Annotated in this window: 16 protein-coding genes; 3 read left to right on the plus strand and 13 right to left on the minus strand. The window is 32.0% G+C overall.

The genetic code is table 11. From position 1 onward, the window contains the following. Positions 1-13 precede the first annotated feature (13 nt). The 7 genes from V9L04_RS00180 to V9L04_RS00210 form a co-directional block, all read right to left on the minus strand. Positions 14-1,939: a TonB-dependent receptor plug domain-containing protein gene (locus V9L04_RS00180; protein ID WP_338792034.1), complete on the minus strand. Its 1,926-nt coding sequence runs from the start codon at positions 1,937-1,939 to the stop codon at positions 14-16. A gap of 129 nt (positions 1,940-2,068) precedes the next feature. Next, positions 2,069-2,872, minus strand: coding sequence for an indole-3-glycerol phosphate synthase TrpC (gene trpC / locus V9L04_RS00185; protein WP_338792035.1), 804 nt, complete (start codon positions 2,870-2,872; stop codon positions 2,069-2,071). A gap of 137 nt (positions 2,873-3,009) precedes the next feature. Beyond that, a complete protein-coding gene (gene trpD, locus V9L04_RS00190; RefSeq protein WP_338792036.1) occupies positions 3,010-4,029 on the minus strand; it encodes an anthranilate phosphoribosyltransferase in 1,020 nt (339 codons plus the stop codon). A gap of 107 nt (positions 4,030-4,136) precedes the next feature. Continuing rightward, positions 4,137-4,763 carry an aminodeoxychorismate/anthranilate synthase component II gene (locus V9L04_RS00195; protein WP_338792037.1) on the minus strand — a complete coding sequence of 209 codons (627 nt, stop codon included), beginning with the start codon at positions 4,761-4,763 and terminating at the stop codon, positions 4,137-4,139. A gap of 117 nt (positions 4,764-4,880) precedes the next feature. Next, positions 4,881-6,293 (minus strand): chorismate-binding protein, encoded by a 1,413-nt coding sequence (locus tag V9L04_RS00200; RefSeq protein ID WP_338792038.1) that lies wholly within the window; start codon positions 6,291-6,293, stop codon positions 4,881-4,883. Positions 6,294-6,761: 468 nt separating this feature from the next. Further along, positions 6,762-7,799: a bestrophin family ion channel gene (locus V9L04_RS00205; RefSeq protein WP_338792039.1), complete on the minus strand. Its 1,038-nt coding sequence runs from the start codon at positions 7,797-7,799 to the stop codon at positions 6,762-6,764. Positions 7,800-7,808: 9 nt separating this feature from the next. Beyond that, entirely contained in the window at positions 7,809-8,450 is a 642-nt protein-coding gene (locus V9L04_RS00210) for a carbonic anhydrase (RefSeq protein ID WP_338792040.1), read from the minus strand. 271 nt (positions 8,451-8,721) lie between these two features. On the opposite strand from V9L04_RS00210, the gene V9L04_RS00215 reads away from it, so the two are divergent. Then, positions 8,722-10,158 carry an alpha/beta fold hydrolase gene (locus V9L04_RS00215; RefSeq protein ID WP_338792041.1) on the plus strand — a complete coding sequence of 479 codons (1,437 nt, stop codon included), beginning with the start codon at positions 8,722-8,724 and terminating at the stop codon, positions 10,156-10,158. A 67-nt stretch (positions 10,159-10,225) separates the two neighbouring features. On the opposite strand, the gene hemH is transcribed toward V9L04_RS00215, so the two are convergent. The 6 genes from hemH to V9L04_RS00245 form a co-directional block, all read right to left on the minus strand. Then, positions 10,226-11,320, minus strand: a complete 1,095-nt coding sequence (gene hemH / locus V9L04_RS00220) for a ferrochelatase (RefSeq protein ID WP_338792042.1) — start codon at positions 11,318-11,320, stop codon at positions 10,226-10,228. Positions 11,321-11,441: 121 nt separating this feature from the next. Next, positions 11,442-12,137 carry a deoxyribose-phosphate aldolase gene (deoC, locus tag V9L04_RS00225; RefSeq protein ID WP_338792043.1) on the minus strand — a complete coding sequence of 232 codons (696 nt, stop codon included), beginning with the start codon at positions 12,135-12,137 and terminating at the stop codon, positions 11,442-11,444. A 171-nt stretch (positions 12,138-12,308) separates the two neighbouring features. Next, on the minus strand, positions 12,309-12,734 hold the full coding sequence (locus tag V9L04_RS00230; protein ID WP_338792044.1) for a 6-carboxytetrahydropterin synthase: 426 nt from the start codon (positions 12,732-12,734) through the stop codon (positions 12,309-12,311). A gap of 172 nt (positions 12,735-12,906) precedes the next feature. After that, a complete protein-coding gene (locus V9L04_RS00235; protein ID WP_338792045.1) occupies positions 12,907-16,887 on the minus strand; it encodes a SpoIIE family protein phosphatase in 3,981 nt (1,326 codons plus the stop codon). A gap of 123 nt (positions 16,888-17,010) precedes the next feature. Next, positions 17,011-17,793 carry a lysophospholipid acyltransferase family protein gene (locus V9L04_RS00240; RefSeq protein WP_338792046.1) on the minus strand — a complete coding sequence of 261 codons (783 nt, stop codon included), beginning with the start codon at positions 17,791-17,793 and terminating at the stop codon, positions 17,011-17,013. Between the two features lie 176 nt (positions 17,794-17,969). Beyond that, a complete protein-coding gene (locus V9L04_RS00245; RefSeq protein ID WP_338792047.1) occupies positions 17,970-19,088 on the minus strand; it encodes an imelysin family protein in 1,119 nt (372 codons plus the stop codon). A gap of 235 nt (positions 19,089-19,323) precedes the next feature. On the opposite strand from V9L04_RS00245, the gene V9L04_RS00250 reads away from it, so the two are divergent. Then, entirely contained in the window at positions 19,324-20,151 is an 828-nt protein-coding gene (locus V9L04_RS00250) for a hypothetical protein (protein ID WP_338792048.1), read from the plus strand. A gap of 35 nt (positions 20,152-20,186) precedes the next feature. Then, complete coding sequence (locus V9L04_RS00255) at positions 20,187-21,065, plus strand: hypothetical protein (protein WP_338792049.1); 879 nt, start codon at positions 20,187-20,189, stop codon at positions 21,063-21,065. Positions 21,066-21,074: the final 9 nt, after the last annotated feature.

The following is a 21,074-nucleotide window of genomic DNA, read 5'->3' on the forward strand; positions in this document are numbered from 1 at the left end:
AGACATTTTAATTCTAAAATTTAGTCCTCAAAACAAACTCAAAACTACGTCCTACCATCGGATAAAAAGCCATTGATTGATATTGATAATCAAAAATATTCTGACAATTTAGCTCTAAAACAAACTTCACTTTTTTATAATTGATTGTTTTTCCTAAAGAAAAGTTAGCCAAAAAATAAGAAGGTAAATATTCTGTATTTGTCGTTGTGGTAAAACGTTTGCCTACAAACTGTTGTTCAATTCTCAAAAACTGACTTTTATAAGCTGCATAAACAAAACTTTTTTGCTGATGAAAAGGTGTATAAATAAGCTGTTTTCCTTCTGACTCATCCAAATCTCTAATCTTTTTTAAGTTTTTCGAATTGGTATAAGTATAAGAAACATTCGCTTCAAGATTGAAATTTTGACTCGTTTTTTTGAAGAAAAGATTACTTTCAATTCCTTGTGAAAAGACAGAACGCAAATTTTCAGGTCGCCAATAACCAGCCACAGCAGGAGACCACAAAATCCAATCATTAATATTAGCCCAAAAATAAAGTGACGAAAAAGAGAATTTTGTGCCTTTTTTATCTATAAAATGATAAATTGCCGAAAATTCTCCATTCCAACCCTCTTCATTTTTCAAATCAGGATTGCCAACAGGAAACCAATATCTATCATTCAAGGTAGGCGCACGGAAATTACGAGCAGCGTTCACTTTGACCTCCAAATTATTTTTAACAAAATTAATACCTAAAGAAGGTAAAAAGGCTTGAAATTCATTATCCAAAACAACTTGGCGAGCTAGAAAATTAGTTTGAAAAAATGGGGAAGGCGAATATTCTATTAAAGCAAAAATGCTTTGTTGTGCCTGTGAATGTCTCTGATTATAACCATCTACATCAGCAAAATCTTGTCTTATTCGGATTCCTGTTTGTAAAAGTAGTTTTTGATGAGGAGCATATTTCATTTCTGAGAGAAAATGATAGGATTGATTTTTTGTTTTTGAAACAATAGCCGAAGTTTCATTTCTATACTCTAAAAAATCGTACAAATAACCTGCTTTTGTACTCACTTCAAAATTTCGTTTTTTATATTTCCATTGTAAAAGATTCCGAACAGAGAAGTCATCTTGCGTTTCTTTGTTTATAGGAACTGTTATAGGTGGTGGAAGTTCTCGGCTTGCATCTTGCGCCCAAAAATGAAACGAAAATTGATGATTTGAAAGTCTTGATGTGTTTTTGGGAAGAAAATAAAATTCTTGAACAATTCCTTTTTGCTCTGTAGCTGCTCGTTTTCTAGTAAATGTTTCTTTATTGTAATTATAGGAATAATTATTTTTGGCAGATTTATAAAAAAGACGACTTGTAGCTTTTATATGTAATCGTTTTGAGTTTGAAATAGAATAGGAAGTCGTCAAAAGCTGTTTGAAAGCCTGAAAGCTGCCTATGGATTGAATCCAATTCAATGAAAATGCTTTTTGTGTATTTTTAGGATTGTGATTTAATGAAATTCCACCTCCAAAACCTCCTTCTCCATAACGCAAACTAGCTGCTCCATAATGAACATTTACTTCGTCTAGTAATCCAATAGGAAAAAGCGAAAAATCTACCTGTCCCAAAGTAGGGGAATTAAGAGGAATTTCTTCCCAAAAAACTTGTGTATGTCCTGCACTTGTTCCACGAAAAGACGGAGAAGCCAAACCAGAGATGCTATAAAACTTCAAAAAAATAGGCGTTCGATACGATAAAAGTCTGCCCAAATCAGAAGTCTGATAACTTGCCATTGCCAAAGAGTCCAGTTTCTGAACCTCAAAACCTGCTGCTTTTTCTTCTAAAGAATTAGATTGAATTTCGACAGCCTTTAGCTCAATAACAGAATCTTGTTCGGAATTAGTTTGGGCAAAAATAAAATGATTGATAAATAAAAATAACAGAAATAAAGTAATAACTTTTGACACGAGGAGTTTTTTTAAATAGAAATCTATTGTTTTTATCCTCGTTGACGGCTGCATTTGAGTCTCAACGACGGTTTGTTTTTACTTATTCCAACCGTCAACGAGGCTTTGCCGTCGTTGAGGACTGTAAAATTACAATTTTTCTATAAACTCTTTGCACGCTTGTGCAGGGTTTTGTTGTTTCATAAAATATTCTCCCATCAAAAAGCCTTCAAATCCTTTTTGTTTTAATCTTAAAACACTTTCTATATCAGACAAACCACTTTCAGAAATTAGCACAAAATCATTTTTGCTTTGATTTTCCTTCTTAATTGTTTGAATTTCATCAAAAAGTCGCATTGATTCCTCAATATCAACATCAAATGTTTTTAGATTTCTATTATTTACACCAACAGCATCAACTATGTGAGCAATTTCTTTAACCTGTTCTAGCTCTTCTTTTGCATGAATTTCTAGCAAAATTTCTAAGCCTAATTCTTTTGCTTTTTCGGCAAGCTCTAGGCATCTTTTGGGAGACAGAACAGCAGCAATAAGCAAAATTAAATCTGCCCCACTCGCTTTTGCACGATATATTTGAAATTCATCTATCATAAAATCTTTTCTCAAAATAGGAATTTCATTATATGCACGAGCAATTTCTAAATCGCTTATTTGTCCACCAAAAAATTCTGTATCTGTCAGAACGGAAAGTGCAGAAGCACCAGCAGAGGCATAACCTTGTGTGATTTCAATAACATCGACTGAATCATTAATTATTCCTTTTGATGGAGATTTTCGTTTGAATTCTGCAATAATTCCAGAACCATTTTTGATAGATTTTTTTAAAGAAATTGTTTCTCTATTAAAAAAAGGCTTTTGCTTTAGACTTTCAATAGAAATTTCTTTTTTGAGCTGGGCAACTTCTTTTTGTTTATGAAGGATTATTTTTTCTAGCATTCTTTCAGTTGTCAGTTATCAGTAAACAGTTATCAAGATGAAACTTCAATTCTGTTTACCATATTAGTATAAATATTTTCTAAGGGAAAAATAATTCGTAATTCGTAATTAGCTTCGCTGCTTTGGCAGGTCGTAATTTAAACCAATTGAGGAGAAAGTTTTAATAATTTCTGTAGAGCTTCATACGCCTTTCCACTTTCTAAAGATTCTTTTGCTAGTGCTTTCGCTTCTTCAAAAGAGGTTTCTTTGTTTGTATTTCTAAAAGAAGTTTGAAGTGCAATTGCTGAATTTGTCAAAACCACTTCTTTTTGTGCTTCTGTTGCTTTGTTATTCAAAACACTCAAAAATATATCAGCAGCTTCTTTTATAGTTGTTCCTCCTTCAATTTGATTTGGCTTTAAAGTTTCTGTATGCAAATCTTTTGGAGAAAGAATAAATTCGCCTTCATTGGTAATCATTTTGAAAGGAGAAGTAAGCGAAATTTCATCATATCCAGCCAAAGAATGCACAATCGAAAACTGTGAACCTTCCTGTTTTTGGTACAAATACGCATACAAACGAGCCAATTCCAAACTAAAAACACCAATCATCTGACGTTTTACAAAAGCAGGATTTACCATAGGTCCTAGCATATTAAAGAACGTTTTTGTTCCCAAACGCAAACGAACAGGCGCAACAGCCTTCGCAGCAGGGTGAAACAAAGGCGCATGTAAAAAACAAATATTTGCTTCCTCAATTTGCCTTTGTAAAACAGATTCATCTGTCGTAAAAACTACGCCCAAATGTTCCAATACATTCGACGAACCACAAGGCGAAGAAACGCCATAATTTCCATGTTTGGCAACCTTCACACCTGCACCAGCAACCACAAAAGAAGTAATCGTTGAAATATTAAAGGTATTTTTACCATCGCCACCTGTTCCACACAAGTCTATCGCATCATAAGCCGACAAATCTACACGCTGACAAAGCTCTAGCATCGCATCACGAAAGCCCAAAAGCTCATCCACTGTAATGCTTCGCATATTAAAAACTGTCAGAAAAGATGCAACTTGAAGTTGATTATAATCGCCATTTGAGATTTGAATCAAGAGATTTTTTGCTTCTTCTCTTGTAATGGTGTGGTGTTCGTATAAGTGATTTAGTATGTTTTTCATTTTTGTATGTTTATCAACCGTCGTTGAGACTTCGCCGTCAACGAGGTTTAGATAGAAATTATAAATCCTCAACGACGCTTTTAAGCTCGTTGACGGTTAATTGAAATTTATTTATTCACAGACTGGGAAGTCTGTGGTACGTTTTCCAACCAATTTTTAATAATCGTTTTTCCTTCTGGTGTAAGGATAGATTCTGGGTGGAACTGAATGCCTTTGAGTTTATATTTTTTGTGAGCAATCGCCATAATTTCGCCTTGTTCATCTACGGCAGTTATTTCAAAATCGGCTGGCAAACTGTCCTTTTGAATAACCCACGAATGATAACGCCCTACATTTATTTTGGCTGGAAGTCCTGAAAACAGACTATCTTCTGTCAAAACTTTGATAGGCGTAGCAACTCCGTGATAGACTTTTGAAAGGTTTTCTAGTTTTGCGCCAAATGCCTCTCCCAATGCTTGATGTCCCAAACAAACGCCTAACATATCTTTTGTTGGTGCAAAATGCTTGATTATTTCCAATAACTTTCCTGCTTCTGACGGAATACCACCACCAGGGGAAAGTAAGATTTTATCAAATTTTTCTAGTTCTTCTAGCTTTACTTGGTCGTTTCTAAAAACGGTAATTTGTGCTTGTTGTTCTTTGTTTGTAGAAAGTTCGCTTGTTAGTTCTCTCAAATAATGAACTAAATTATAAACGAAAGAATCGTAATTATCTATGACAGCTATTTGTTTCATTTTTTCGTTTTTATAACCGTCATTGAGATTGAAATACAATTCTCAACAACGGTTGGGTTTATAAATTATTATTAGTAAAGGGGGTATAGAGTAAATTAAAGGTAACTTTTCGCCACTCTACAAGACGATTTCTTCTGCTAATTTTAAGGCTTTTCGAAGGGCTGCTAATTTATTTCCTACTTCTGCAAGTTCATTTTCAGGAACAGAACTTTCTACAATTCCTGCACCTGCTTGAAAGTAAAGTGAATTTTCTTTGCTCAAAAACGAACGAATCATAATTGCATGATTATAGTCGCCATTGAAACCAATAAAACCAATCGCACCACCGTAATAACTACGATTTTCGGGTTCATATTTATGAATGAGAGAAAGAGCATTCGGTTTTGGAGAACCTGAAAGCGTACCTGCTGGAAACGTATCAGCAGCAATCTGCAAAGGAGAAACTTCAGGTAAAAGCTCGCCACTCACTTCAGAAACCAAATGAATAACGTGAGAAAAATATTGAACTTCTCTAAAAACATCAACATTTACATTTGTTCCATTTCTACTCAAATCATTTCTTGCCAAATCAACAAGCATAACATGTTCAGCATTTTCTTTTGGGTCATTTTGAAGTTGAACAGCCAAGGCAGCATCAGCAGAATCATTTCCTGTTCGTTTGAAAGTTCCTGCAATCGGATGGATAGTTGCTTTTCTATTTTTGACTACAAGTTGCGCCTCTGGCGAAGAACCCATTAATTTGAAACTTCCATAATCAAAATAAAACAAATAAGGTGAAGGATTTACGCTGCGTAAGGCACGATAAACATTAAAATCATCGCCTTCAAATTTTTGTTTGTAACGTCTTGAAAGAACAATTTGAAAAACATCGCCACGCTTGCAATGCGAAATTCCGTGATTTACATTATCCAAAAAGTCCTCATCTGTCATATTTGAAGTTTCTTCTCCTTCTGTTTTAAAAGAATACGTAGGGGCATTTTTGTTTTGAAGAACATCTAATACTTTTTTGAAAGTTGGCTCATTTCCGTTTTCATTTTCTAGTTGATGTTCAAAAATATGAAGTTCATTTTTGAAGTGATTAATCGCAATTACATATTTGAAAACGTGATATTGAACTAATGGAATCTTGAGTTTTTCAGTTTTGGGTTCTGGTATTTTTTCAAAATACTTAACAGCATCATACGTAGTATAACCAAAAAGTCCGTTTGTAATAAAGTTGTGTTTATTCTTTTCGGCTTTAAAACTCTTTGAAAATTTTGTAAGAGCTTCTGTTACTTCTGATGTATTTTCAATCTCTTTTTCTGTCGTGCTTCCATCAGGAAAAGACTGATAAATGGTTTCATTTTCTACCTTAAAATTCGCTATTGGCTCACAACAGATATATGTAAAGGCATTTTGATTGCCATGATAATCTGAAGATTCCAACAGAAAACTCATTGGATATTTATCTCTTAGTTTTAAATAAATTCCGACAGGCGTAAGCGTATCAGCTAATATTTTTTGAGTAAAGGTTTTTAATTTGAAATTCATAGATTTTGTATTATGTGTTGTTTGTGGGGACACCAACAACGGCAAGTGTGAATATTTTTTTATTTTTAAACAAAAAAAAAGACTTATCACATTTTTGCGATAAGTCTTTTATATATAAATCAAAGATATAATTTTCTGTATTCCTTTTAATTTTTTGGAGTTCAGAATGCACACGACTTATCGCCTATATCTTTGATATAGTGCCACCACCATGCAGAATTTGCAGAAGTAGATAGATAAGTAATATTTAAAATTGTGTTTTTCATTCTGTTTTGATAGACAATACTTTTATTTTGGTATATTTCTGATTGTCTCTACGCAAATCTACAAAAGTTTTTTGAGTTTGCAAGATTTTTTTTTGGATAAACCTAATAAATTTAATTTCGTAAGTTTAGAAAGTGTCAATTCATCTAATTCAATCTATACTGTATATTTTAATTTTCAGATTCAACAAAATTAAAATAGTTTTTACATCAGAATTCCATTTTTTGGAAGTATATCTTCTGGTAAATCGGTTTCTCCTAACATTTCTCTCAAATCATTTTCAATGGTTCTACATAGGGAAAGCATCGGAATATCATTTGCCATTCCTTGAAATGGATTTTCAGAATAGTCGCCTACAATTTCCATCACGACATATACCCAACCTATCAAAATAGTAAAAGGAATAGATAACCAAACTCCCCAAGGAGCAATTTTTTCAAATTCAGAAATCATTCCGAAAGGCAACAAGAAAATAAATATTCCTATAAAAACAGCACTCATATTGGCATACTGACGAGGAAGAGGAAATTTTTTGATACGCTCACATTTTCCCTGATGGTCATAAAAATCTTGTAGTATTTGTTGGAGGGCAATGTGCCTAAAATCATTAATCAAAGATTCTTCTCTTAGTTTTGCTAAGTCTTGAAATTGCTGGTCAATGATTTGGGTAGCCGTATTTTTATATTGAATACAACTTTTATACTCTTCAGGAGGCAAAAGTAATTCTAATTCTATTTTAGTTACTTCATCATCTACCATTCCTACCCCAAATTTTCTACGATAACGATGTGCGGCTTTACCAATCAAGCCACCCTGATTAGCATGTTCCCAAGAAACGACCACAAGTAATTGACTCCTCAAAGCATACAACCACGCAATATGACGATAGATCATTTTACGTTTTATGCTCAAAAGTTCATCATCTGAAAGTTTATTATCTGTAAACTGGTTGCTTACCAAACTCTTCACAGCACTTCCCCACGAACGACTACTATTGACAATTCCTCCCCATATCTTACGAGCTTCCCACATACGGTCATAAGCACTATTATTTTTGAAGCCTACATAAAAAGCAACAGCAGTACCAATAATAGAAAGAGGAAGCCAAGGAATAACGAGCCATCTTACCCCTAAATATTTATGAATTAATGCCACAAAAAATACCCACAAGGAAATCCAAATCAAATGATGTCCTGTAAATTGAATTGCATTTTTAAGGCTAATATTTTTCGTAATTATCATTGCTAAAAGCTATTTATTTGTACCTAAATCATATATTTCTCTAATAGACTGTGCTATGCCTTGAACATCAATATTCAAATCTATCAATGTACCTGAATGAATATCGAAGACTAATCCATGAACAATAGGCAGATGATTACTCAAAAAGCTTTTTTGCCAAACTGCTGTCTTTATAATATTGATACATTGCTCTTGTACATTCAATTCTACCAGCCTTTTATAACGATTTGTTTCGTCAGCAATGGCATTTAATTCTTCTTTGTGCAAACGATATACATCACGAATATTTCTTAACCAAGGATTTAGAATACCCAAATCTTTGCTTTGCATCGCTGCTTTAATTCCTCCACAAAAGTAATGACCACAAACTATAATATGTTTTACCTTTAAATGAGCAATCGCATATTCGATGACAGAAGCCGAATTGTTATCATTATTAGGAACGAGATTCGCAACATTACGATGGACAAACATTTGCCCTGGTTGAACTCCCATCATATCTTCTGCTGTTACTCGGCTATCACTACAACCAATATAAAGAATGTCAGGGTTTTGTCCTTCTGATAAATCTTTGAAATAATTTTTATCGATAGCTTTTTTTTGAGTTGCCCACGTTTTATTGTTTTCAAACAACTGTTCAAATAGATTCATAGATAATATTTTTAGGTGAGAAAGAGGAAGTCATTTTAATAAAAAAGCAGATTTCTACAAAAATAGCATTAAAAATGATTTTATTTTGAAATAACTCAGAATATTCAAAATGGTCAATTCGTTTGAATTTAAAGAAGTATCTTTTTTATATTTTTGTTTTTGTATCTTACAAGTCAGTGCTTTAAAAAGTATATTCAAATTAGTTCCCACAAAACTAAGATTATAGCAGACTAAATCAATAAAAAATCATACTCCAAAAGATAAATCAAAAATGAAAACCCTATTTTTATCTCTCATTACCTTTTTATTTTCTATTTCACTTATGGCTCAAAATTTTGAAAAATCCCTTTTAGGAGACTGGAAAGGAGAATTATCTGTTTCTGGAATGAAACTACCTTTAATTTTTCATATTTCAAAAATTGAAAATGAACAAGATGAAAATACAAATATTTTTTCTGCTACAATGGATAGTCCAGCACAAGGCGCAAAAGATATTCCTGTAAGTGAAGTTAGTTTTTTAGATAATAATTTAACAATCAAAATTTCAAACTTAGGAGCTTCTTATGAAGGCAAATTAATTTCTAAAACTCAAATTGAAGGAATATTCAAACAAGCAGGACAAAGCTTCCCTATGATTTTGAATAAAATGGAAAAAGGTACACAAAAAGAAACCTTAAACCGTCCACAAGAACCCAAAGCTCCTTTTGATTATAAAACTGAAGAAGTGCAATTTCAAAACAAAAAAGCAAAAGAAGAAACCATTTTAGCAGGTACACTTACTTTACCAAAAAATGCAAATAATAAAACTCCTGTTGTGATTCTAATTTCGGGTAGTGGAGCGCAAGATCGAAATCAAGAAATTTTGGGACACAAACCTTTTTTAGTAATTGCAGATTATCTTACAAAAAATGGAATTGCTGTTTTGCGTTATGATGATAGGGGAACGGCACAGTCAACTGGCATTTTTGAAGGCTCTACATCTAAGGATTTTGCAACTGATGTAGAAGCAGCGATTGATTTTTTGAAAACTAGAAAAGATATTAATACAAAAAAAATAGGTTTAATCGGACATAGTGAAGGTGGAATGATTGCACCAATGGTCGCAGCAAATCGTCAAAAAGATGTTGCTTTTATTGTTCTTTTAGCTGGAGTTGGTGTAAATGGAAGCGAACTTTTAGTAGAGCAACAACAAGCTATTGGAAAATTAAGTGGAATGAGTCAGGAAGATTTAGTAAAATCAAAAAGAGAGAATGAAGGTGCATTCAGAATTATAAATGAAATTACTGATGAGAAATTACTTAAAGAAAAAATGACTTTATATCTTACAGATTCAGTCAATCAAGATGATTTTCCACCTTCTATGACTAAAGAAGAGTATATAAATGCACAACTTTCTCTTATTACATCGCCTTGGATGTCTTATTTTTTGAGATACAATCCAAAAGAAAATTTATCCAAAACAGTTTGTCCCATTTTAGCAATCAATGGAGATAAAGATGTTCAAGTAGATTCAAAAATCAATCTTACAGCCATAGAAAAGGCAACACAAGAAGCAGGAAATGCAACTATAAAATACTTTCCAAATCTAAACCATTTATTTCAAACGGCAGAAACAGGTTTACCTTCTGAGTACGGAGAAATAGAAGAAACATTTTCGCCTTTGGTTTTGAAGTTTGTAACAGATTGGATAAAAGAAGAAATAAAGTAATAGAAAAACAAAACCCTAAGGGCTGCAAAGGCTCTTAGGGTTTAAACTAATTTGTAATTGAGTTCAATTAACTTCTCTGAATTACCATATCTTCCAATGATTCTATCCAAAGTGGATGTGAATTAAGACTATCAACCATATCCCAACGCTCTCCACCAAGTTCTAAAAAGTCTTCGTGGTAGGTTTCTGCAACTTCAACTGTTGTTTCCAAACAATCAGCTACAAAAGAAGGTACAAAAACAATCAGTTTGCGATATCCTTTTTCATACATTTGCTTAATTACATCATCTGTATAAGGTGGAATCCAAGGGTCAGAACCTAAACGAGATTGAAAACAAACTGTATAATCTTTTTCTGTAATTCCTAATTCTTTTGCCAAATGACGTGAAGTTTCATAACATTGCGCTCTATAACACAAACGGTTTGTTGCATTATAAGAATTACAACATGTCCCAATTTTACAGTACGAACTTGCTTTTTTTAGTTGGCGTTGTGGCAAACCATGATATGAAAAAACGTAATGATCGTAATCATGTTTAGATAAAAGTTCTTGACCCTGTAAAGCAAATGCTTTTATCATTTTTTTATCTGTTGGATATGCATCTACAAAAGAAACTTCTGGAATAAGCTGCCATTTAGAAACGAGTTGCATTACTTTTTCCAAAACCGAGCCTGTCGAAGCTGAAGCATATTGAGGAAACATTGGAATAACAATAATTTTTTTACAATTCATTTCCTGTAACTCCGTCAAAACAGCAGGAAGTGCAGGACTTTGATAACGCATTGCCAAACGAACTACATAATTTTCTCTTTTACTTTTATCCGTTTCTTTTTCTGAATGATTATCTAAAGAATGTTGTAGCTTTTCGGCTACATCTACTCCATGATACAACAGAGGAGAACCTCTATCTGTCCATAATTTTTGATATTCAGCTGCTGATTTGGGCGCACGAAAAGGAGCAATAATTCCATTTACAAGTCCATAACGAAGTGGTGCAGCAATATCGATAACTCTTGCATCAAGCAAAAACTCACGTAAATATTTTCTAACATCAGGGGTGTTTGGAGAGTCTGGAGTTCCTAAATTGACTAGCAGAACACCAATAGGGGCATTTTTCATAGATTTATTTTCTATATCTTTATTAATTCTTTGTTTCTTCATTTTTCAAAATGCTTCTCTAACTTAGCGTTAGGTAAAAGAGTTTTGAAATTATGATGCAAAAGTAGGGATTTTTTTGATAGTGTATTGGTGGTGAAAGAAGAGTGAGTAGAATAAAGTCTAATTACTTATTCATTGCAAAATACTCTTCCATAATTTCCACTCCAGATGAAGTACCAATTCGTTCTGCACCTGCTTTCACAAAATCTTGCACTTGTTGATAGGTTTTGATTCCTCCAGATGCTTTTATGCCAACCATTTCAGAAACTGTATTTCTGATAAGTTGTACCTCTTCTAATTTTGCACCTGCATAAAAATCAGTAGTATTTGATGCAAATCCAGCACTTGCAAAACCTGTAGAAGTTTTTACAAAATCTGCTCCTGCTTCCTGACAAATTAAAGCCGTTTCTTTTATTTCTTTTTGGGATAAATAAGCCGTTTCTATAATTACTTTTAGCATTTTTTCGGCTTGATGTGCAATTTCTGCCAGTCTTACAATTTCAACTTTCGCCCAAAATGGATTTGTTTTAAAGCCTGTCGTCGAAATTACTAAATCCAACTCATCTGCTCCATCTTTCAATGCCACTTCGGCTTCTGTTACCTTCGTTTCTGTACGGTTATAGCCCAATGGAAAACCAATTACTGTAACTACTTTAGTATCTGTTTTGAGTAAATCTCGCTTCACTTTCTTAACCCAAAAAGGAGGAACACAAACACCTATAAATTTATATTTTAGGGTTTGTTCTATCAGTTCTTCAATTTCTTTGTCTGAAATGGTTGGTTTAAGATTGGTTTGTTCTATATATTGAGCAGGATTCATCTTTAAATTAGGGGTTATTTTGTTGTTGATGTCGCTATGCTAAAACACCAACAATGGCAAGAGATAGTTATAGAATAATTGATTTGTGTAGGTCTAATTTTAATGTTTACACCTCAGTTTGAAGAACAGAAAAGTAATACAGTTGTTTAGACAATACATTTTATTGTATTATTATTCCTCTCCAAAATACTCTACATAATTTTTTTCTGTCTCAAATAAGGTAAGCGAATGCAAGACAGCATTTTTATCTGATAAAGCTGAAATTTTTGGCGCAAGAATTTTCCAAAATTCCATAATTACTATTTCACAAGACGGAATTTTACCTTTCAAAAACTCTACTTCAATATTTAGGTTTTTGTGATCGACTTTGTCTATAATTTCAGTTCGGATAAGTTTTCCTAACTTTTTCAAGTCCAATACACAGCCTGTATCTGGATTAATTTTTCCTTTTACTTTTACAATCAACTCAAAATTATGTCCGTGAAAATATTGATTCGAACAAATTCCAAACTCTTCTTCGTTTCTCTCATCGCTCCAAGCAGGATTAAATAATCGGTGTGAAGCACAAAAATGTTCTTTTCGGCACAAGTAAACCATCTTTTTTATCTTTTACTTATTTTATCGTCTTTATTTTATTTGAAACCACAAAATTACGCTTATTCTATCAAAATTGATAATTTTATTTAAAGAATAGAACGGCGAGTGTAAGATTATAAAAGGTTTACATTTTTTTTAAATTTTCATATTATTTCAAATAAAACTATTTCTTCTAGATACGTATTCCCATAAAAGTGATGTCATCCCGTTGTGGTGTATCTAATTGATGATTGTCTAATAAATCTGTTAGTTTTTGTTGCTGTTTTTGTGTAGAAAGAGAAGCCAAAGAAGAAAGCTGTTCTGTAAGTTGTGGTGTACCTAGTTTTATTCCCTCTGGGTTAGATTGGTCTGTAAATCCATCAGAAAAAAGATAAAGCATTGTTCCTTTTGGTAAAACTATTTCTTCATTTTCAAAGTCATTGTATTTTTTCTTTCTTACATAACCACCAATAGAACGTCTATTTCCTTTTACTAGTTTTAAATTATTGGAAGGCAATACATAAAAAAGGGGACGTTTTGCTCCACAATAAGTTATTTTGATATTTTCTTCTGCATTATTTTCTAACTGGTTTTTATCAATGACACAAAGTGAAATATCCATTCCATCAGCATTTACTTTTTGTTCTTGTCTTAAAGAACTCTTTATTTCTTCATTGAGCCACTCTAAAATTGCAGCAGGGTTAGTTAAATGTTGTTGAGAAACAGCTTCATTGAGAAAAGCATGTCCAAGCATAGACATAAATGCCCCTGGAACTCCATGTCCTGTACAATCTACCACAGCAACAAAGATTTTATGTTCTGTTTCTGTTTTTAGTTCTGTTGCCCAATAAAAATCTCCACTGACAATATCTTTAGGACGAAAAATAACAAAATGTTCTTCAAAATACTCTTCTAGTTCTTGTTCAATTGGCAAAACAGCTTGCTGAATGGTTTGAGCATAACGAATTGAATCAGTAATATTTGTATTTTTATCAGAAATAATTTGATATGCCTTTATATTATCTAAGGCAATAGCTGTGTAAGCTCCCAAAGTATCTAACATATCTAACTCTATAGAAGAATATTTATGTTCTGTCATACTCTGAACTGTCAATACTCCAATTGTTTCTCCTTCTGAGTTTAAAGGTAGATATACCAAAGAATAAGGTAGTTTACCAATTTCTACCTCTTCTAAATCTATATTAAAGTATTCTTTGTATTGTGATTGTGCATCTGTAATTACTAACCTCTCATTATTTATTAAACTCCTCACAGATAGTTTAGTTGTATCTTCTAAATGGTCTGAATGAGCAGGTAGAGTTTCATTATTTTCTACAAAACCTTCAAACTCAATTTTTCTAGTTGCCTCATTTAAAATTCCAATACCAAAACCATCAGCAGGCATAAGTGTATTTACACTCTCATAAACAGTTTGAATAAGAGTTTTTACATCAAGAATATTTGTTATTTTCTGTCCAATTTCACTAAGAACACGTACATTTTGATACGATTTTTCAATTTCTTGTTTTTGCTCACTAATGGCAGTATTAGCAAGAGATAAATTTTCGGCCTGTAATTCTAACTCTTCTTTTTGATTATTGATAGCTGCGTTTGCTTGTGAAAGATTATCAGCTTGCATTTGTAGCTCTTCTTTTTGTTGAACAACCTCGGCTGTGCGTTCAGTAATTACTTTTTCTAACTTTTTCTTATCTCTTTCTAACCTTTTTGTATTGAGTTTTACGATTACCCAAACTAGTAAAAATACCAAAATAACATAAATACTATAGGCTATTGGTGTTTTATAAAAAGGCGAACGAATTTCAAACTCGTAAAGTGTTTCTTCACTTTCTACTCCCCAAATTGTACGAGCTTGTACTCTAAATTTATATTTTTTATCAGAAAGGTTAGTATATTCTTTTTGAGCTTTAGATGACCAAGATGACCATTTTTCATCTAATCCTTCTAGTTTATATCGATATTCTGTTTGCTCTGGAAAACTCATCTCTGGACAGGCAAAAGAAAAACGCAGTGCATTAAAACGATAGTCTAATTTTAGTTGTTGATTCTTAGGTTGTAAATAAGTAACTAAGCTATCTTCTCCCAAAAATGAACCACCAAAAAGCAGTGAATCTGTTTCTCCTAAAAATTCTATTTTACGAACCTGTACAGTTGGCTTCTGATTAATCTCAAAATTTCGTTTTGAATCTATAAAAACAAATCCATCTCCTACACCTAAAACTAATTTCCCATCAGGAAGTGTTTTGTTTAGATTGATTTCACTATAAATAGATTGTAAGGCTGTAAAATCAGTTTGTTGCCTATAGTTATTTCCTTGTTCTTTCCACAAAACTCCTCTTTCTCCACTGATTTCATACCAAATATTACCCTCTTTATCTTCATAGAGACGAGATATACTTTTCTGCTTAAAATAAGCATCAAAAAATTTATCTTTGACAAATTTGTCTTGTTTCTCATCATATTTTAATACTGTATTTTCATTTACTACCACCAATCTATCTTGTATTCGATGGATGCTATTGCCCTTTTCAGAAAATAAACCTTCATCAGCAGTATATAACTTTGCCTCTAATAAACTATCATAGTTATCAGAAAACGTCAAACGATAAACTCCTTTATTATTACTTTGAGTCCACCAATATCCTTTATATTGATTCAAAGAACGCACACTTTCATCAAAATTTGAGTACATTTTCTCTTGCCACTCTTGACCTTTTATATCACTAACCTTAGTAACAAGACTAATTCCTTTCGAAGGGATTGTCAAAAAACGAGTTGTTGTTTCAGTAGAAAGAGGTTTTATAGACCAAATAGCTTTTCGTACAATAGCAAATTTATTTGCTATTGTATCAACAATTTCAAATATTCCTAAACTATGTCCTTGATAAATTTTGTCATTATAAGAAGTTGAAGTTAGAGCATATCCTTCTGTTCCCTCAAGTAAAGAAAAATCTTTTTGTTTTCCATCTATAGGGTTTGTTATGATTGGATAATTGTTCTGATAAATTCCTAAAGTAGTTCCTAGATATAATTTATTGTGGATTTCTGAATACTCAACTGTTAGTCCTTTTCCTGCTGCTCCCTGTTTTTCTCCAATAGTAGAATAGGGAACACCTAGATAAACACAGGAGATTCCATTATCTGTAGCAAGCCATAAATTCTTTTTGTTATCTAAAAACACATCATAAATAGTATTACTTTTTAAGATATTTTGTTTATTCAAGTGTAGTTTTATACTCCCCTCCAAGTCTGTAATAAAAAGACCATTTCTTAGTGTGCCAATAGCAATTTCTTGAGAAGGAAGCATAATGGAAACATACCCCCTAGCTTCATTGAGAGTAGATAAAGAAGCAAATTCAATTTGTTTACTACTTTGATTTTTTACTTGAAAAATGCCCTCTGGGCGAGTAAGCACAATTACACTATTATCATTGTTTTTTGATACAACTCCATAGACATTATTTACTCCTATAATTTGTTCTGTAAATGTTTCTAATTGATAGTTTTCATTCAATTTCAATACTCCTTTTTCACTCTCCTTGACATAGAAATCATTATTTGCAAAAAATGCTGTTCCAAATGTATTTTGGGGTTCAATAATTTTTATAAAAGTCCCATCCTTATAAACTAAGACTTGTTCAGTTGTTCGAAAATAGACTTCTTGCTTATCTTCTTTGATAAAAATCTGCCAGACATCATTAAAATTTCTTTTGTCTTCAGGAATTTTATTCATTAAGGAAACATAATGTAACGTATTTGTCGAATCAGGCTTAAGCATTCCAAGTTCGCCTTTTGCTCCAACAAATATTTCTCCTTTTGCTGTTATGGCTAATGACTTTATCGTTGAATTATTAGTTACTCTGTATTTACGCCAATTTTTGCCATCAAATTCTAGAACACCTTCATTATTTCCAACATAAATAAGTCCGTTTGGGCTTTGAGCAATTGCCCAGTTTTGAGAAGAACCATTATATTCTTCTGGTGAGAAATTATGCACTAAAGGAAAACCTATTTCAGGAACAAGAGTAGAAAATATTTGATTTTGAGTAGATTGAGCTACTGCATGTTTTTCTACTATAAAAAATTGAATTAATACAAAAATAAAAAAACAAGATAAAAAACTATTTTCTTTGAAAATAGAGTAACGTTTCATCATACAAAAAGAGGTTAAATAATAAAAGGTTTGCAAGTGAAATACAAAATGACTCAACAGTTATTCTGCTTTTTTAAGAGACTATACAATAATAACTTAAAAAAATTAAAAATTAAAAAATATTTCTTAATTTTTTTGATTTCTACTTTCTTCCAAAGCCTCTTTAATTCTTTTTTCAGTCTCAGCAATAAGCGAAGTAGAGCTATTTCCTTCTTCTAGCCATACTTTCATATCAATTGGTTCTAATACTTTCAAGAAAAAATTAATTCCAAAAGGAATTGGTTTGAAGCTATAGCGTTGCATTTTCCAAAAATTATCTATCACCACAGGCACAACAATAGGAGGATTTTTTGCCATACTTTTAAACATCATTAGCATTCCTGCTGGTTTGAAATCCAATATATTTCCATCTCTAGAGCGTGTTCCTTCTGGAAAAATACAACCTGCATAATTATTTTCCTCTATGTACTTTGAAAATTGAGTCATGGCTGTCAGAGCCTGTTTTCTATCTTTTCTATCAATCAAAACAGAACCTCCATGACGAAGATTATAAGAAATTGCAGGCGTTCCGTATTCTAATTCTTTTTTACTCACAAATTTTGGATGGTATTTTCTGAATGTCCACAAGATGGCAGGAACATCATAAATACTCTGATGATTTGAAACAATAATAATAGGTCTATCAGTTGGAAGGCTTGGCTGTTTCATATTTGGAAGCCTTGCCCCTACTGTTCTTAAGCCTTGCATAAGCCAAAAAACCATATAATCTACACTTTTTTTGTGTCCTTTATATCCCCAAAGATTAAGAGAAATCACTTGTAAAACATGAAAAACACAAAGTGTAAGGTAAAAAACAACTATAAAAATAGGTGTTGTAATCCAAGAAATAAGTTTGTGAAAGATATTCATTTTCTGATTGTGTGTTTTAGTAGTTTTTGATGCAAAGTTGCTTATTTTTTCTTGAAAAAACACACTTTTTTTGAAAATGAAAAAATGCTACTTCAAATGTATTGAAATAGCGTTTTTATTTTTTTGTCGTTGGTGAAGACATCAACAACGACAAGACTAGGAAATCTGTGATACAATTAATCACCATCACCACTATCATAGGTAATCGTGATTCCTAAAAGAGAAATCATTTCACTTTTGAAGAAACGAGTTAGTTTTTGCATTTCTGTCAAAAGATTATTTATAGCTGTTGGATTTGAGCTAATTTGAGTTTGTAAATCTTCATTTGGCAAAAGATTAATTGCTTTTTTCACTTCTTGTAATTGTGTTTTGGTTTCCAAAACTACAGCTTCTCCTCCTTCTACACTCATCAAATATTCTTCAAAACCAACACCATCTTGTCCCTCTTGTCCATTAACAGTAAGTGATTTTCCATACCATACTCTTTCGATATTCTCAAAATGAGCTTTCAAAAACAGAATTGATTCTTTGCTATAATAGGCTTCTACTAGCTTTGGGTCAGCTTGTGTTTGTCCTGCTCGTCTTCCTAATGGCAAACCTAATTTGAAATTTTTGATACTCTCAAAACTTTTATTCCATTCATTAAATAAAATAGAAACGCCACTTCCTGCGTCTGTTCCTGTGTTGTTTGTAAAAGTTTCTTTATAGCCGTTTGTCCAAGAATCACTTACTTTTTTTACTTCAGTTTGAATGTTTTGAACTACTGCCAACAAATATTCTCTTCTATTTGGGTCTGTATATTTTTCTACTACACTTGTTTTATTTTCTTTATCAAAAAGCAAATATTCTACTCCCAAAAATCCTCTTGAATCTCTATCAAAATTATTCAAAGATGAGTTTCCAGCAGCAATATAATTTTCAATTTTGGTTTCACTTACAGGAAAAGTGCCTACATTTTCCAAAAGAGAACCAAGTGTTCCTTGTGCTGCACCAAAATTATAAACATTAGCATCTTGAAAAGACAAATAAGCTGACTTCCAAGCAGTTTGAGCAGCTTCCAATGTAGAAACTGACGGATTTTGTGTAAAACTTTGAGTAGCCTCTACAAGTAAATTAGTATTACTTTCTAAGTTTTGATAGGAAGGAACAATCAAATTAGTAGCTATATTTTCTAATAATTCTTTTCGGTCAAATTCCGTTTTTTTAGTTTCCGAATCACTTCCACACGACGAAAGCCAAAAAGAAGATAGAATTGTAAAGAAAATAAAATAGTATTTAAAAAAAATATTTTTCATAGATTTAGTTGTATATAAAGACAGTATAAGTTTTAAAAATTATTAAATAACAAACAACTCAAAAGGTTGTTTTTGCGTATATGATAGAATTAGCCTAATTCTTATTTGTGTTAAAATAGAAATTAAATGATTACTATTTTTGTTTAGACTAATTTTAAATAACGTTTTAATTTTCGACAAAAGTACGTTCTACGCCTTTATTTTGCAAATCTGTTTTCAATTTTCATTTTAAAATATGTCCTATTACTCCCATAAATTAAATTCAACTCACTCTCACATTATAGAAAGAACTGACCCAATTACTGGCGATGCTGTCAAAGAAAATGATAGAGTTGTTTTTTGTGCAGTCTGTAAATCTTGTTTTTTGGAGGAGAGTTGGGGTTATATGAAGAGAAGGCATTGTGAACAACATCAAACGCTTGATGCTGTTCCTGCTTTGTCGCCTACAATTCTTGTCAGAAAGCGAAGTGAAAAATTGCTTACAATACTAAAGGAAAGCTCTGTTGAAAATTCTGATTATACTGTCTTTTCCTTTATTCTCATGGCTGTCTGTCTGACTATCTTGTTTTGTATAATTTATCCCGACAAGTTTATATTTTCTGTTTTATGGGGTGGTAGTATAAGTCTTGGATTATTTTTTATTACTCACGTTTTTTTTTCAAAAGACTCCATCAATTTCTTAATGGGAAATATTAAAATAAAAGAAAATAAAAATATCTATCTTTTTGAAGATAGATTAGAGACACAAAAAGAAATCTTTTATTGGGGAGATATAAAGCAAATTAAGTTTGAACGAAAAATGAGAAATTATAGATTAAACTCATTATCTACAATTCCAACTTTGTCTCTTTATTTTAAAGATGGAGACAGACAAATTAAAACTCTTCCAACTAAAGATCATACACGCATTCATTTATTCTTACAACAACTAGCCAAAATATCAAAGTTTACAGAAGTATATTTATACAGTGAGCAATTGCAAGAATATCAAACTATCAAACAAATCAAGAAAAATACGAAAGGAAATATTATTGTAGGAGAACCGTACAAACTATATAGCTAATTCGATTCTATCTATCTTCATAAATTTTAAAGAAAATGTCTTACACTTCTCACATATTAAATTCTTCAAATCACTCTCATATCATTGGCAGAACTGACCCTATTACAGGCGATTCTGCCAAGGAAAATGATAGAGTTGTTTTTTGTACTGTCTGTAAATCTTGTTTTTTGGAAGATAGTTGGAAATATATGAAGAGAAGGCATTGTGAACAAAATCAAACGCTTGATGCTGTTCCTGCTTTGGCTTTAACACTTATTGTTAAAAATAGAAATACAGAAGTAATCGCAGAATTAATTAAGGACAAAATAGACTTTCGTTTTTCTGCTGTTGTTACACTTTTGTCTTTTGTATTGGTTTTCTTTACTACTAAAAATACTAGTTTAATTTATGGTGCAAATTTAGTTTTGATAGCATCCGTTGTAAGTATTATATCTCTTATTTTTAGTTCGACAAAAACATTCAAAAAACTAACTGGAAGGGATAGCAACGATATTCGAATTTTCAAAAATAGAATAGAAATTGGAAAAAATAGTTTTTCCTGGAGCAATGTAAAACAAATTAAATTTCAAAGAAGGATTGTAGTATATAACACACAATTAGGAAACCAAACTGCTTCGAATTCATCTATTTTGTTGCTTTACTTTAAAAATGAAACGTTTTTAAAGACAGAATTATCTGCTATTAGTAATAACCAGAGTAAAAGATTATTGGAGGCATTGGAGGAAATTTCACATTTTACAGAAGTGCTTTTTTATAGTGAAAGTTGGGAAGAGCTTCAAACTATGAAAAAAATCAAATCACAAAGCAAAGGAAATGTAAAAATCAGAAAGCCTAAAAAAGTATTTGATGCTAATGTAAGACCTATACATTCAAGATTATACACTCAATTTTTAGAACAAAGACCGACCACTTAAATCAAGAAC

Source organism: Bernardetia sp. MNP-M8, from assembly GCF_037126285.1.
Taxonomy (GTDB): Bacteria; Bacteroidota; Bacteroidia; order Cytophagales; family Bernardetiaceae; genus Bernardetia.

Bases quoted from the DNA above. Each gene is read 5' to 3' on its own strand.
- V9L04_RS00200 (WP_338792038.1), bottom strand. From the start codon at position 6,293: ATGAATTTCAAATTAAAAACCTTTACTCAAAAAATATTAGCTGATACG.
- trpC (WP_338792035.1), bottom strand. From the start codon at position 2,872: ATGCTAGAAAAAATAATCCTTCATAAACAAAAAGAAGTTGCCCAGCTC.
- V9L04_RS00195 (WP_338792037.1), bottom strand. From the start codon at position 4,763: ATGAAACAAATAGCTGTCATAGATAATTACGATTCTTTCGTTTATAAT.
- V9L04_RS00215 (WP_338792041.1), top strand. From the start codon at position 8,722: ATGAAAACCCTATTTTTATCTCTCATTACCTTTTTATTTTCTATTTCA.
- hemH (WP_338792042.1), bottom strand. From the start codon at position 11,320: ATGAAGAAACAAAGAATTAATAAAGATATAGAAAATAAATCTATGAAA.
- trpD (WP_338792036.1), bottom strand. From the start codon at position 4,029: ATGAAAAACATACTAAATCACTTATACGAACACCACACCATTACAAGA.
- V9L04_RS00245 (WP_338792047.1), bottom strand. From the start codon at position 19,088: ATGAAAAATATTTTTTTTAAATACTATTTTATTTTCTTTACAATTCTA.
- V9L04_RS00255 (WP_338792049.1), top strand. From the start codon at position 20,187: ATGTCTTACACTTCTCACATATTAAATTCTTCAAATCACTCTCATATC.
- deoC (WP_338792043.1), bottom strand. From the start codon at position 12,137: ATGAATCCTGCTCAATATATAGAACAAACCAATCTTAAACCAACCATT.
- V9L04_RS00235 (WP_338792045.1), bottom strand. From the start codon at position 16,887: ATGATGAAACGTTACTCTATTTTCAAAGAAAATAGTTTTTTATCTTGT.
- V9L04_RS00230 (WP_338792044.1), bottom strand. From the start codon at position 12,734: ATGGTTTACTTGTGCCGAAAAGAACATTTTTGTGCTTCACACCGATTA.
- V9L04_RS00205 (WP_338792039.1), bottom strand. From the start codon at position 7,799: ATGATAATTACGAAAAATATTAGCCTTAAAAATGCAATTCAATTTACA.
- V9L04_RS00250 (WP_338792048.1), top strand. From the start codon at position 19,324: ATGTCCTATTACTCCCATAAATTAAATTCAACTCACTCTCACATTATA.
- V9L04_RS00240 (WP_338792046.1), bottom strand. From the start codon at position 17,793: ATGAATATCTTTCACAAACTTATTTCTTGGATTACAACACCTATTTTT.
- V9L04_RS00210 (WP_338792040.1), bottom strand. From the start codon at position 8,450: ATGAATCTATTTGAACAGTTGTTTGAAAACAATAAAACGTGGGCAACT.